This window comes from Pseudomarimonas salicorniae (genome assembly GCF_023156535.1).
Classification (GTDB): Bacteria; Pseudomonadota; Gammaproteobacteria; order Xanthomonadales; family Xanthomonadaceae; genus Pseudomarimonas; species Pseudomarimonas salicorniae.
Genome location: NZ_JALNMH010000001.1, coordinates 265,328 through 278,705, shown reverse-complemented (window position 1 = coordinate 278,705; position 13,378 = coordinate 265,328). Strand labels below are relative to the sequence as shown.

The following is a 13,378-nucleotide window of genomic DNA, read 5'->3' as shown; positions in this document are numbered from 1 at the left end:
TGCGCGCGCCCCGCGTCCGGACGCGGGGTCAATCCGCGGCCACGGCAGGCCTCTCCCCCGGCATCTCGCCCGACGCCTGCTGACGGGTGCGGCCGGACCCTCCGCCTGCTTCAGGGCTCATGCCGGCCGGCGAGGGCTGCAGGTCGACGCAGGAGCGGACCGGCGACCGCCATGGCCGCTCCACCCAGCAGCAGCGCGGCGAGATCGGGAGCGAAGCCGAACAAGGCCCGGAGGGGCAGGCCGAGGAAGGCCGGGAGCCCGAACAGCAGGATCGAGGCCAGAGTGCATCCGACGAGCATGGAGACCACCCATCTGCGCCGACTCTGGGCTTGTCGCGCGGCCGGGCGCAGCAGGCGTGCTGCACCCAGAAGGAACAGGCCCAGCAGACCGAGCTTGATCCAGCGTTGCGTGGCAAGGCCGGCGAATCCGTCCCACAGATGCGGCTCGCCAAGCCACTCGCGGCCGATGTTGCGTGCGATCTGGCTGGCAGCCGGCGCGCCGCCAACAGGCAGCGCGTTGCGGTTGGCGAAGGCCACCACCGCAAAGCCCTTGTCCGGGGCGAGAAACGCGGCGCTCTGGAAGCCGGAGGTCAGGCCGTCGTGAAACAGCATCGGCCGGCCCGCCAGGGTGATCTGGAACCAGCCGAACGCGTAGCCCAGGTCATCCTCGGCACTGCCTGCCGCGTGCCATCGACGAAAACCCTCCGGGGACAGGCCGTTCGCGCTGGCGAAAGCCTCGGGATCCATGTGCACCTGCAGGCTGCGCAGGTAGTCGGGCAGCGAAATGACCAGCCCACCGCTCGGCCATTCGCTGGGAGACAGGCGGTAGCGATCGATCGGCCAGTCCCAGCCGAACACGTCCTGGTGCCCGGGTGCCCCGAGCTGTTCCGAATCGGGTGCGAACCGGGCCTTGATCCCCAGAGGGTCCAGTACCTCCTGCTGGATGAACTGATCGAAGGGGCGCTTGGCGGCGCGCTCGATGATCGCGCCGAGGAGCTCGTAGTTGGCATTGCTGTACGCGAAGCCGCCGCTGGCCTGCCGCGAGGACCGGATGCGGGCCAGTTCCTCGACGCGTGCGTCGAGTGAAGGGTGGCCGGAGAATCCGTCTGCGGCGTTGAACGGGCTGCGATGGTGCAGCAGATCGATGATCCGCAACGGCTCGTCAGCGCGGGAACTCGATGCGAACTCCGGCAGCCAGTCGACGACGGGCTGGTCCAGAGCCAGGACCCCGCGCTCCTCCAGTAGCAGCACGGCATGCGCGGTGAACGCCTTGGTCAGGGACCCGATGGCGAACGCGGGGTCGGCGGTGGCCGACGCCCCCGGAGCAGCGGCCTCGCCGAGGCGGCCGATGTGCACCACCCGCCCGTTCTCGATGATGCCGTAGTGGAGGGCGGGCAGGCCCGCCTCCTCCATCCAGCCAAGAACCTTCTCGTCCAGTGCGGCAAGGCGCTCACTGGCGAAGACGGGCAGGGCAGGCAAGGGGGCGAGCAGGAGCAGGAGCAGGAGCTTGCGTAGCATGGGGTCGAGGGAAGACAAGGAAGGAACTCCATCCTGCCCAAGGCCCGCCCAGCCTTGTAGTGCAGGAAGTCAAATGACCTTCGGCAGGTCGATCTGCTGACTTCAGGCCACTGCGCCGCGATGCAGGCAATGCCATCGTCCGTCTCCCCTCAACGCGATGGAGATTGATGTGATTGTCGCAGGTGTGTTCCTGGTGGCTTCGCTTGCCGCAGCGGTTCCCGGCCCGACGCTTTCCGAAGCCCGCCAGGCTTTCGAGGCCGGAGATCCGCGCGCCGGAAGCATGGTGGAGGCGATTCTGCGTCGCCAGCCGGAGCAGGTCGACGCCGCCGTACTGCAGGTCCGATGGATGATGGCCGCTGGCAACACCGCGGCTGCCTTGGAGCGCGCGGAAAAGCTGGTGGAGCAGTTTCCCCGGCATGCCAGCGTGCACCTTGTGCTGGCCGACGCCTACGCGGCCGAGATCAACCATATGGGTCGCTTCCAGCAGATGCGGACCGCCGCGCGCATCCGGTCCGCCCTCGAGCGCGCCCTGGATCTCGACCCGCGGCTCGTGGGGGCGAGGGAGTCGCTGCTGATGTACTACCTCCAGGCCCCCTGGATCGCCGGCGGCAGCATCGATGCTGCGGCCGAGCAGGCCGAAGAGATCCGCCGCCTTGATCCCGTCAGGGGACGGGCAGCAGACGCCCGGGTGCTGGACGCCCGCGAGCAGCCAGCCGAGTCCCTGGCCGCGTGGAAGGAGGCTTGTGAACGCTCAGGGGGCATCGGTGGGCTGTGCCTGGAGTACGGTCTGGTGCTGCAGAAGCAGGCTCGCTGGTCGCAGGCCTGGGCCCTGTTCGAGGCGTGGCTCCTGAAGCGCCCTGATGACGCGGCGGCCTGGTACCAGATCGGCCGCATCAGCGCGCTGTCCGGCGGCGACCCGGCGCGCGGCATCGAAGCGCTCAGCCGGTTCCTCGCCCTGCCGAAGAGGTTTGACACGCCCAGGGCCGAGCATGCCTGGCTGAGACTGGCGGAGATCCATCAGACGCGTGGAGACCGGTCTGCGGCGGTGGACGCCCTGCAGCGGGCACTGGCGATCGATCCGGACTATCAGGAAGCGCGCGAGGCCCTGGCGCGGCTCCGCTGACGCGGACCGCTGCCCGAGGCGCTGCCGCGGCCCGTGCGGAGGGAGGAAACACCGGCGGCATCGATTGCCGGCCCTTGCCTGCACGGTGGGTCATGGCCTGCAAGCCATTCGCGCGGATTCCGGACCCCGCATATCGAGGTTCGGGGCGCTCTCAGGAAGGCTGCGACAGCTGGCCCTGCTCCTGGGCGAAACGCTGCAGCGCCATCTCGAATGGCTCGGGCAGGGCGACGAAGTAGCCCTGCGCGTAGTCGATGCCCAGGGTGCGAAGGCAGTCGAGCCCGGCCTGCGAGTCGACGAACTCGGCGACGGTGCCGATGCCCAGCGTTGCGGCGATGTTGCCGATCGACGAGACCAGCGCCTGGTCTAGCCGGCTCGTGGTCAGCTCGCGCATGAACATGCCGTCGATCTTCAGGTAGTCGACGGGCATGCGCCGCAGGTAGCCGAACGAGGAGAAGCCGCTGCCGAAGTCATCGAGCGCCAGCTGGCAGCCGAGCGACCTGATCTCCTTCATGAAGTTCAGTGCGACCGAGAAGTTCAGCATGGCAGCGGTCTCGGTGATTTCGAAGCACAGCTGGTGGCACAGGTCGAGGTGGGAACCGAGGATCTCCAGCAGCTCATCCATGTGCTGTGGGGTCGAGATGGTTTGTGCGGAGAGGTTGATGCTGATCAGCGTGTTCGTCGGCAGCACGCCGTGGAAGCGGCGCAGGGTGGCGATGACCCTCCTGAGCACCCAATGGTCGATCTTGTAGGCGATGTTGTAGCGCTCGGCAGCCGGAATGAACTGCCCCGGGGGGACGAGCTGTCCGCCCTCCCCGATCATTCGCACGAGCACTTCGCCCTTCAGTGCGGCTTCGTCCGGTACATCGACCCGGGCGATGCGCTGCAGGTGGAGGACGAACATGTCATCGCGATCTGCTGCAGCGTTCACCCGGTCCACCCACTGCATCTCGCCGAGCATGGCTGTGGACGCGGCATCCCCCTCGCGGTAGATGACCGTCCGGTTCCGGCCCTGTTCCTTGGCCGTGAAACAGGCGCTGTCGGCGCGACTGAGGCACTGCTGCACGTCGACCGTGCCGGACTCGATGCCGGCGACGCCGGCGCTCAGTCCCACCTCGAAGAAGCGGTCGTCCCAGGTGAACCGGCGGGCACTGAGCTCGGACCTCAAGCCGTCGATGATCTGTACGGCGCGTTCCACCGAACAGCCCTCCAGCAGCAGCCCGAACTCGTCACCGCCGATCCGTGCCAGATGGTCGCCCCGACGCAGCCGCTCGCGGAAGCAGTCGGCGATCTGTTTGAGAAGCTCGTCCCCGGCCATATGTCCGCAAACGTCGTTCACCACCTTGAACTGGTCGAGATCGAGAAAACAGATGCAGGAGTCGGCCTCGCCGAGCCTTGCCCGTCGGATGGCCTCGTCCACCAGCCTGGAGAACTCGTAGCGGTTGATCAGATTGGTGAGCTGGTCATGGGTGGCACGGTGCTCCAGCTCTTCCGAGAGCTCGTGCTGGGCCGAGATATCCTGGGAGACGATCAGCACACAGACGACATCATCCAGTTCGATCCGGCGACCGGCCTCGCGGACCCAGCAGGTCGTTCCCGCTGCGCCCTGACGCCGCAGCTCCCAATGATCGATGGCCACGTCCCCCGCGAAGAGTCGGGCCAGCATCGAGCGGAACTCGCCCCGGTCCTCTTCCACATACAGGTCCGCTGCATCGATGCCCAGTGTCTCGTCCTCCCTGCGCTGCAGGGCGGCCAGCCCGAAATCGTTGACGTCGATGACCTTGCCGTCAGGCCCCACCGTCAGGAATACCGCCGGGGCGAAGTCGTAGACACGCTGCAGATGGTCACGTGCCTCGCCCAGATGCTGGGCGAGGGACTGGATGGACTCCTCGATCGTCCGGAACTCGCGCACCGTGCTCGGCGCCCCGGCCGGGACTTCGGCGCCCGCGTCGGCCGCCAGCGTGCGGGACAGCCGCACCAACCGGCGGATCGAGCGCATGAAGAGGAAGTGGAGCACGAGCCAGAAAAGGAGCGCGATCAGCGCGGCGCGCAGGAAGACCTGCCAGAGCTGGGCGAGGGCCGAGGCGCGAAGCGCAGACATGGCCCGCGACTGGTCCGCTACCAGCACCAGCCGATCGGCGCCTCCGCTGGAGGCCGACTCCAGCGGCCGGGGTGCGATGGGCGCCTGGTAGATCATCCAGTGCCGAGCCTCCGGAACCGCTTCCACCATTACCCGGCGGCTTGTGCGGCCCAGAAAGCGACCGACCTCGGGGGCCGGAAGCTGGGAGATGCCCAGGCCCTCGAAACGGCTCACGTTGGCCGCAACGATGTTCTGGCGACTGTCCAGCACCAGGCACCAGCGCACCATGGACGAGGCCTGGGCCTGCTCGATGATGGACTTCAGCTGACCGCGCGAGTTCTGACGCACCGCAGACTCGACGCCGGCCGATACCAGCCCTCCAATGGAGCGCAGCTCGGAGGCCGTGCTGCGTTCCAGCGCCGCCAGGGATTGGCGGTAGTGGAGCCAGGTCGACAGCCCGCTGTCGAACAGCAGCAGGGCCAGGACCACGACCGGAAGCAACAGGCGCAGGGAGCGCCACACCGCCTACAGGCCCTTGATGATCGAAGGGTCGATCAGGACACCGAGATCGACCGGAGCGCCCCGGGCGAGGCCGCTGGCACGCAGGGTCTCCTCATGCAGGCGCAGTCCGGTGACAAAGGCTGAGTGGTCGTCGCCGAGCATCCTGCGGTTTTCGGCGAGGTCGGGGATCCGGACGCTGGACAGCATGTCCCGGGTCGTTGCCGCGTCCAGCTGTTGGCGCTCCGCAATGAAGTCGTGCACGGCGTCGGTGTCGCGGGTCAGGTCCCCGACCGCCCGGAACCAACCTGCGGCGAAGTGTTCGAGAGCGGACCGGCGCTTTGCCAAGGTGCCGGACGTGGCGAGAAACACATCGGTGATCTCATCCGGGATGTCCCGGGAGCTGAATATCTCCACGGCCCCCAGGCTCATCGCGCGGGTCCTGTTCGGTTCAAAGGTGATCAGCAGGTCGAGCTCGCCCGCTGCCCAGGCCTCAACCTGCGATGGCAGGTCGACGTACTGGACTTCGAGATCACTCGGAGAGAGGCCGAAGTGGGTCAGGAACCGGGAGAGCATGAATGCCCCGAGCGGGCCCGACTCGACTCCGATGCGTTTTCCCCGCAGCGATTCCGGGTCGACGACCGGTTCGCGGGCCAGAACGGCGTCGGCGCCTTCGGATGTGTCGATCACCAGGAACAGGCGGGTCTCCGGCTGGTCCCTCAGAAGCGTGATCGCGAAGTCACTGGTCACCGCAATGACATCGACCGCTCCCGTGGTGAAGGCTCTTGCGACCTCCGCCGGTGTCTCGTACTCGAGCAGGACCACCTGTCCGGGATCCAGCCAGCCCTGGTGCTCGGCCCAGAAAGCCAGCTCATAGGGCGGCCATTCCAGCAGGGCGATCCGCAAGGGAGGCGGCGGACTGTGGCAGGCGGCAAGAAGCAAGATCAGCGCCGCGACGCAAGTCACCCGAGAGCTCAGGAGGCGGCGACGCGATTGCTGAACCCTTGGCTTGTGCATTCCGGTAGCGCCCCCTTGGTCGGGCATGAAGGACCGTGGCGGGCCAGGAAGGTATCTGGCCCTCGAGAACCGAGTCCTCAGGCGGGCGGCAGGGCCGCGCATGGCCGGGCCACTGACTGACAGAACCCGAGCGATCACCACCGGATCATGCCATCGGCGTCATGGGATGTGCATGGATCAGGGAAAATCCTAAGATGATTGCGACCTGACACTCAGGCTGCCAATGGCTATACGGCGCCCCCTCGGTCGGGCTTCCTGTCCGCCGTGCGGCAGCGCTCAAGCGGAGCGCTGATCTCCTGAGGCTCCGGCCCGACGGGGGCGAGATCCGCTGGCGGGTTTCACGCTGCGAGCGTTCCTCGTGCGGCCTTGCGCTTGCCCGCGTGAGGCACACAGCGTCGAGCAGTCCTTGCAAGGCCGCTGGCGCGAGCAGTTACGCGGAAGGGGGCGAGGTGTGTGGCGTGGAGCGGAGCCGCCGCATGGGGCGGCGTCGCTGAATGCCCTGCGACCGACGCATTGCCCCGTTCATGGGCAAGCCATCCTTCGCGCAAAGCCGGTGCTACGATCCAGCCACTCGCAGCGAAAGATCAAACCCGCATCCGTACTCATGGAGAAGACCCATGCCGGCCACCGCGTCCGACATCTTCAAGATTCTCTTCGCGATCCTCCTGCCCCCTTTGGGCGTGTTCCTCGAGGTCGGTTTCAAGGGGCATTTCTGGCTGAGCATCCTGCTGACCCTGCTCGGATTCATCCCGGGCATCATCCACGCGCTGTACGTGATCCTGAAGCACTGAGCGATCGGCGTAGACCGCGGCCAGCCTGGCGACCCCGGGCACCACGCGGCGTTTCATCGATAGCAGGGGCTGCCTGCTGGCGTCGATCTGTGGCGTGGCGTCAGTAAGCCCGGCGCCTGCACCTGCCGGGGATCGCTCGATTGCATTGGGACGCCCATGTGGGTGAGCGATGCCGGGTCGTCCGCCCTTGGCTGATGGCGGCCTGCGGCTTGCGACCGACGGGGCAAGCTGACAGATTGGGTCGCCGCAGCTGAGCGGCCCGACGAGCATTGCCCATGACCATGTCGCTTAGAGGCGTCTTCCTTGCCGTTGCCCTGACCCTGCCGCCCTGCCTGCAGGCCGAGGCCGTTCTGGACTGCGGCCAGGTCGAGGAGGTGGCCGATGCCTTGAACCAGATCGCCGATGCGATGGACGAGGGCGCCGAGGTCGGCGAGGACAGCAGCGAGGACCAGGCGCTGCGCGAGGTGGTTGACGCCCTGGACCTGATCGCCCGCGCCGAGGGCAACAGCGGCCTGCGCCAGGCCGCGTCGCGGCTGGACGATGCCTGGGAGGAGATGGATCGCGATGCCTTCGTCGACGCCCTGGACGACGCCGTCAACATCCTCGACGGCATCTCCGACTACGAGTGCGACTGAACCTTCGGTTTGGGCGCAGCACTGCCGCCGCCCTGAGGGGCCTGTGCGGTCCTGCTGCGCTGTGCTGATACCGCGCAGTTGCCCGCCGTGGGGTGCCGGCCTTCGTGCTCCACCGCGGCGCAGCGGGCAAACCGGATCACCGACGGCCGCGCTTCGCGGCGACCGCCTGCGTCGCAATCCGGCCGGGCAGGGTAAGACGATGCGGATGGCGTTATCGTCTGCCGCGAGCCCGCACTTGGCGCCGGGCGCTTCCGGATTGGCGCGATGAAGTCCGTCCCGACGCTCGACCAGCTGCGCCGCTACGCCATCTGCAGGACCCTGTTCAAGCCGACCACGCTGATGCGGGCGATCGGCCGGCTCGGCTTCGTGCAGATGGACCCGATCCGCGCGCCGGCCCGGGCCCAGGATCTGACCCTGCGGCATCGGGTCCGCGACTACCGGGCGGGCGATCTCGAGGCGCGCTATCCGCGGCTGGCGCTGGAGGAGGACTTCTTCGTCAACTACGGCATCCTGCCGCGGGCGACCCAGGCCCTGCTGCATCCACGCGTTGCCCGGCGCGAGTGGAGCGCGCCGCGCTGGGCCGAGGCCGAGGCGGTGCTGGACTTTGTCCGCGAGCGGGGTGTGGCGCACCCGCGCGAAGTCGATGCCGCGTTCGCCCACGGCCGCACCCGCAACTGGTTCGGCGGCAACAGCCGGGCCAGCACCGAACTGCTCGACGGCATGCACTACCGTGGGCTGCTGCGCGTGGCACGGCGCGAAAGCGGCGTGCGCACCTATGCCGCTCAGGACGCCCATCGACGCGAGTCGCCGGGCCCGGATGAGACCGATGACATCCTCGACGGCCTGGTCGACCTGATCGTCGCCAAGTACGCGCCACTGCCCGCGGCCGGCCTCGGCCGTCTGGTGTCGATGATCACCGGCTCGGCGACCCCGCAGTGGCGCGAGCGGCGGAATGACGTGTTGAGGCGGGCCCGGTCGCGCCTGCCCCAGGCGAGCGTCGACGGCACGCTCTGGTTCTGGCCCGAGGGTGAGCATCCGGCGGCGCGGCGATTTTCCGGGGACGCCGTGCTCGATGACGATCTGCGCCTGCTGGCGCCCTTCGACCCGCTGGTCTGGGACCGCGAGCGCTTCGAGCGCTTCTGGGCCTGGGGCTACCGCTTCGAGGCCTACACGCCGGCGGCGAAGCGCGTGCGCGGCTACTACGCGCTGCCGATGCTCTGGCGCGGGCAGGTGATCGGCTGGGCCAATGTCGCGACCGCTTGCGGGCGGCTGCAGGTGCAGACCGGCTTCGTGGCCGGGCGGGCCCCGCGCGACGCGGCCTTCCGGCCGGCGCTGGACGAGGAGTGTTCGCGGATGTCGGCCTTCCTGGGACTGTAGTTCGGTGGGCCAAGGCCGGGTCGGGGCCTGCGTTGCCGTCGATGCCGATCCGCACGCCATGTACTTCCTTCCGGGCGCCGGCTGTCGGACACTCGGGATCACGGCCCTCTACCTGCCGGTTCACCGAGGAAGAGATCGATGCTGGGCGCTGGATTTGCTCGATGGATGGTGGCGGCGTGCTTGGCGCTGCCGATGGCGGCGCTGGCCGGACCCGGCCACTACCTGGTGCTGGCCCTGGACGCCAAGGGCCAGCCACAGCCGCAGTTCTACCGCCGGGTGGGGCTGGCGCTGGACCCCGCCTCGATCGACGCCAAGGCCCTGCTGCCGGGCGAGATCCGCGCGGATGGCTCGGCCCGGATCGCGCTGCGCGCTTATCGCGGGGCCCGGCTGCTGCGGGCCTGGACGCAGGAGGTGGCTGGCGGCGTACGTTTTGAACAGGCCGATGCGGCTGGACGCCTGCAGCGCTACGAGGTGCAGGATCCGGAGCGCGTCTTCGTGGTGCGGGTCGAGGCGAAGGCCGACCGAATCGAGGTCGACTCCGGCATCGGGTCGATGTCCTTCGATCTGGTCGAGCTGGCGGCCAAGGCCGGCGATCTGCCGCTGGCGGAGTTTGCCGCGCGGCTGCCGCAGCGGGCCAAGGGCGGCCAAGGACCGCCGGGCAATCGCGTCGACCTGCTGCTGATGGGCGACGGCTTCACCGCTGCCGAGCAGACCGCGTTCAATGCGCAGGCCGACGCCGCGGTGGCCGAGATGTTCGACACCAGTCCGCAGAACGAGTACCGCGCGCTGGTCAATGTCGCGCGGCTGTTCACGGCTTCCAACCAGTCCGGGGCCGATCACCCGCCGTACCAGGCGGGCTGCTCGTCCAGCCTGTGCTGCAGCGACAGCGGCGCGCAGCGTGATCCGCGCGCCGGTCAGTTCCGCGACACCGCCTTCGACGCGCGCTTCTGCACCGCGCAGATCCATCGACTGCTGTCGGTGTCCTACAGCAAGGTGCTGACGGCGGCGGCGGCGGTGCCCGGCTGGGACAAGATCGCCGTGCTGGTGAACGACCCGGTCTATGGCGGCGCCGGTGGCTCGATCTCGGTGACCTCGGCGCACCCGTCGGCGGTGCTGGTGCTGATCCACGAATACGGCCACAGCTTCACCGGCCTCGCCGACGAGTACACCGCGCCCTACCCGGGCTATCCGAACTGCAGCGATCTCGGCACCGGCCCCAACTGCGAGGCCAATGTCACCGACCAGGTCGATCCGGCACTGACCAAGTGGCGGCGCTGGTTCACGCCGGGCAACCCGATCCCGACGCCGGCAGGCCGAGCGGGCGTCGGCCTGTTCCAGGGCGCGCGCTACCGGACCAGCGGGATGTACCGGCCGGTGCACGACCAGTGCCTGATGAACGTGCTAGGCGCCGACGGCTTCTGCCCGGTCTGTCGCGAGGCCTATGTGCTGCGGCTGTACCGCGGCGGCTTCGGCACGCCGGCCGCCGGCATCGACCTGATCGAGCCGGGCAGCGAATCGCCGGCGACCAGCGCCACGGTCAGCCTGCAGGTCGGCCAGACGCAGCGGTTCTCGGCCAGTGTGCTACCGGTGACCGCCTCCGGCATCGAGCTCCAGTGGCTGCTCGATGGTCAGCCGCTCACGGGCGCGGTCGGTCCGCAGCTGGACCTGCGCTTCGACTCGGCGACGCCGGCGCAGCGCCTGCTCGAGTTCCGGGTCAGCGACCGCAGCCCCTTCATCAAGCCCGAGCATGCCGGACCCGACGCCGTGCACTCGCGGCAGTGGACCCTCGACGTACAGGACGCCGGCGCCGCTGACCGGCTGCTGCGCTCGGGCTTCGAGGCCGGCGAACAGCGGCCCTGAGCGCTACCGGCGCAGCGCACGCTCGGGCAGCGCGCAGGCGCCGTCGCTGCAGTGCCCGCCCGAAGCGGACTGTTGCTCGGTCTCACTTCCGGGCGCGGAGGCCGCCGCGCCGTCTTCGGCGAGCAGCCTGGCCACCGCCGCGCCGACCCGCATGTCGTCCAGACGGCCAAAGTGGTGCAGGCGGATGCGTCCGCCGCGGTCGATGAGGACCAGGCTGGGCGTGCCACGCAGCTGCAGGGCGCGCATGCTCATCGGCAGCGGTCCGTCGCTGCCGGGGCGATCGACGGCGATCGGAAACGGCAGCCGGTACTCGTGGATGAAGGCGGTGAGGGCCTCGGGGCCCATCACCTGGTGATGCTCGACCACGCTGTGCAGTCCGAGTACCTGCAGGCCCTGCCCGGCGAAGACCTCGTGCATGCGCTGGGCCTGCGGCAGGCCGTGGCTGACGCAGCCCGGGCAGAGCATCTGGAAAGCATGCAGGGCAACCACCCGGCCGCGCAGCGCGGACAGGCTCAGTGGTCGCGAGGTGTTGAACCAGCGCTGCACCTCGAGTTCGGGCGCCAGCGGCGCGGTGGCGGTGTCCATGGGCGGCTCCGTGCAGGGGGCCCGCACGCCGGGCGGCGTGCGGGGGTGGACCAGGATGTTATGGGTCTGCGGCGCAGGCTCAGGCGGCTTTGCGCAGCTCGACCGCGGGAAAGTCGAGCGGCACGTCGAGCACCAGGTTCACGTAGTTGGTGAACAGGTTCAGCGCGATGTGGCCGACGATCTCGACCAGCTCGCCGTCATCGAAGCCGGCGGCCCGCAGGGCCTCCACCTCGCTGTCGTCGACGCTGCCGCGTTTCTCGACCACGGCCAGGGCGAAGCGCAGCGCCGCGGCCGTACGCGCATCTTCCGAGTCGCCGGTCTGGGCGGCGCGCATGTCGGCGGCGCTGGCGCCGGCCTTGCGGCCCAGCGCGGTGTGGGCAGCAAGGCAATAGCCGCAGCCGTTGCGGTTGGCGATCGCCACCGCGATCTGTTCGCCGAGCCTGGCATCGAGGCGGCCTTGGCCAAGGGCGCCGAAGCTGCTCCACATCTGCCGCAGCGCGGACTCGGAATGGGCCACGGCGCGGAACATGTTGGGCAGGGCGCCGAAGCCGGCCTGGATCTCGCCGAGCAGGGCAGCGCGCGGGGCATCCACGGAATCGGCAGTAAGCAGGGCAACACGTGACATGGGAGTCTCCTTGTGGGTGTGGGAGCCGGACTGGGCCCGGGGTGGAGACAGTCTGCGCGGCCGGCGTGTACGATTGGGTGCGAGGAGTCCACCAAAGTTACCGGATCGTCTCTGATGAGCGTCAGTCCTGACCGGCTCTCCGCCGTGCTCGCCCACTTCAGGGTGCGTGCCGAGCTGTTCCATGCCGGCCCCCTGTGCGGTCTGAACCGCTTCGAGCTCGAACCGGGCCGCGGCTTCCTGCACGTGCTCAAGCGCGGCGAGCTGCTCCTGCGCCACGGCCGCGACAGTGGCCTGCCGCGCAGCATCGAGGTGAGGGAACCGAGTGTGGTGTTCTACCCGCGTGCCCTGCACCACGAGTTCGAGAATCCGCCTATCGAGGGCGCCGACTTCACCTGCGCCACGATTCGCCTCGAAGGCGGCGACCACAGCCCGCTGGCCCGCGCCCTGCCGCCCCTGCTGTTGATGCCGCTGGGAGAGATCGAGGGGCTGGACCAGTCGCTGGCCCTGCTGTTTGCCGAGACCGAGCGCCAGCGCTGCGGCCAGCGCCTGCTCGCCGACCGGCTGTTCGAGGTGGTGCTGATCCAGCTGCTGCGCTGGCTGCTCGACCATCCGGAGCGCGCCGGCGTGCCTGCGGGCCTGCTGCGGGGGCTGTCCGAGCCGCGGCTAGCCCGGGCCCTCGTTGCCCTGCACGAGGCGCCGGCCAAACCATGGAGCCTGGAATCGCTGGCCGAGGCGGCCGGCATGTCGCGCAGCGCCTTTGCCGCCCGCTTCAAGCAGTGCGTCGGTCAGTCTCCCGGCGACTACCTCGCCGACTGGCGCCTGGCCCTCGCCCAGTCGCGCCTGCAGCAGGGGCGCTCGCTGAAGCAGGTGACCGCCGAGGTGGGCTACGCCAACCCCTCGGCCCTGAGTCGCCTGTTCCGGCAGAGGACCGGGGTCTCGCCGCGGTCATGGCTGAAGGGCGTCGCCCGGGCGGCGGACCGGCTCGGCGATGGCTGACCGGGCCTGACAGGCGTTCGAGCCGTGTGACCGAGGCGCGGTCCGGCTCGGTGCGCTCACCGTCTCCGGTTCCGGACCCTGGCGAAGTCGAGGACCCCGCGTGCCGGGGTGGGAGCTTCCGGCGAACGCAGCAGTTCAGCGCTGCCACGGACGAGGGTCGACCTCCACTGCGCGAGAAGCGGGTCCGTCTTGCCCCGCCTGGGCCGGGGAATCGATGCTCGACGGCGACTGGAAGACTTCGCGCGTGGTGCCGGCGCCTGACGCAAACGGTGTTGCG

11 protein-coding genes are annotated in these 13,378 nt (G+C 69.2%); 6 read left to right on the top strand and 5 right to left on the bottom strand.

Annotation, left to right across the window (positions count from 1 at the left end; translation table 11 throughout):
- Window positions 1–110 precede the first annotated feature (110 nt).
- Window positions 111–1,535 (bottom strand): serine hydrolase domain-containing protein, encoded by a 1,425-nt coding sequence (locus M0G41_RS01200; RefSeq protein WP_248204334.1) that lies wholly within the window; start codon window positions 1,533–1,535, stop codon window positions 111–113.
- A 151-nt stretch (window positions 1,536–1,686) separates the two neighbouring features.
- Between M0G41_RS01200 and M0G41_RS01195 the strand changes: the two genes are divergently transcribed.
- Window positions 1,687–2,640, top strand: a complete 954-nt coding sequence (locus M0G41_RS01195; protein WP_248204332.1) for a tetratricopeptide repeat protein — start codon at window positions 1,687–1,689, stop codon at window positions 2,638–2,640.
- Window positions 2,641–2,791: 151 nt separating this feature from the next.
- On the opposite strand, the gene M0G41_RS01190 is transcribed toward M0G41_RS01195, so the two are convergent.
- Together M0G41_RS01190 and M0G41_RS01185 are read right to left on the bottom strand one after the other, a co-directional pair.
- Window positions 2,792–5,239, bottom strand: a complete 2,448-nt coding sequence (locus tag M0G41_RS01190; protein ID WP_248204330.1) for a putative bifunctional diguanylate cyclase/phosphodiesterase — start codon at window positions 5,237–5,239, stop codon at window positions 2,792–2,794.
- A gap of 3 nt (window positions 5,240–5,242) precedes the next feature.
- The gene (locus tag M0G41_RS01185) at window positions 5,243–6,040 is read right to left on the bottom strand and encodes an ABC transporter substrate-binding protein (protein WP_248204328.1); all 798 of its coding nucleotides are present in this window, start codon (window positions 6,038–6,040) and stop codon (window positions 5,243–5,245) included.
- 809 nt (window positions 6,041–6,849) lie between these two features.
- Between M0G41_RS01185 and M0G41_RS01180 the strand changes: the two genes are divergently transcribed.
- From M0G41_RS01180 to M0G41_RS01165, 4 genes are all read left to right on the top strand, one after another.
- Window positions 6,850–7,023 (top strand): YqaE/Pmp3 family membrane protein, encoded by a 174-nt coding sequence (locus tag M0G41_RS01180; protein ID WP_248204326.1) that lies wholly within the window; start codon window positions 6,850–6,852, stop codon window positions 7,021–7,023.
- A 275-nt stretch (window positions 7,024–7,298) separates the two neighbouring features.
- Window positions 7,299–7,658 (top strand): hypothetical protein, encoded by a 360-nt coding sequence (locus M0G41_RS01175; RefSeq protein ID WP_248204324.1) that lies wholly within the window; start codon window positions 7,299–7,301, stop codon window positions 7,656–7,658.
- A 264-nt stretch (window positions 7,659–7,922) separates the two neighbouring features.
- Window positions 7,923–9,035 carry a DNA glycosylase AlkZ-like family protein gene (locus M0G41_RS01170; protein WP_248204323.1) on the top strand — a complete coding sequence of 371 codons (1,113 nt, stop codon included), beginning with the start codon at window positions 7,923–7,925 and terminating at the stop codon, window positions 9,033–9,035.
- A gap of 180 nt (window positions 9,036–9,215) precedes the next feature.
- Window positions 9,216–10,895 (top strand): M64 family metallopeptidase, encoded by a 1,680-nt coding sequence (locus M0G41_RS01165; RefSeq protein WP_248204321.1) that lies wholly within the window; start codon window positions 9,216–9,218, stop codon window positions 10,893–10,895.
- Between the two features lie 3 nt (window positions 10,896–10,898).
- On the opposite strand, the gene M0G41_RS01160 is transcribed toward M0G41_RS01165, so the two are convergent.
- The gene (locus tag M0G41_RS01160) at window positions 10,899–11,480 is read right to left on the bottom strand and encodes a peroxiredoxin family protein (RefSeq protein WP_248204320.1); all 582 of its coding nucleotides are present in this window, start codon (window positions 11,478–11,480) and stop codon (window positions 10,899–10,901) included.
- 79 nt (window positions 11,481–11,559) lie between these two features.
- Complete coding sequence (locus M0G41_RS01155) at window positions 11,560–12,105, bottom strand: carboxymuconolactone decarboxylase family protein (protein WP_248204318.1); 546 nt, start codon at window positions 12,103–12,105, stop codon at window positions 11,560–11,562.
- A gap of 114 nt (window positions 12,106–12,219) precedes the next feature.
- On the opposite strand from M0G41_RS01155, the gene M0G41_RS01150 reads away from it, so the two are divergent.
- Entirely contained in the window at window positions 12,220–13,101 is an 882-nt protein-coding gene (locus tag M0G41_RS01150) for an AraC family transcriptional regulator (protein WP_248204317.1), read from the top strand.
- Window positions 13,102–13,378: the final 277 nt, after the last annotated feature.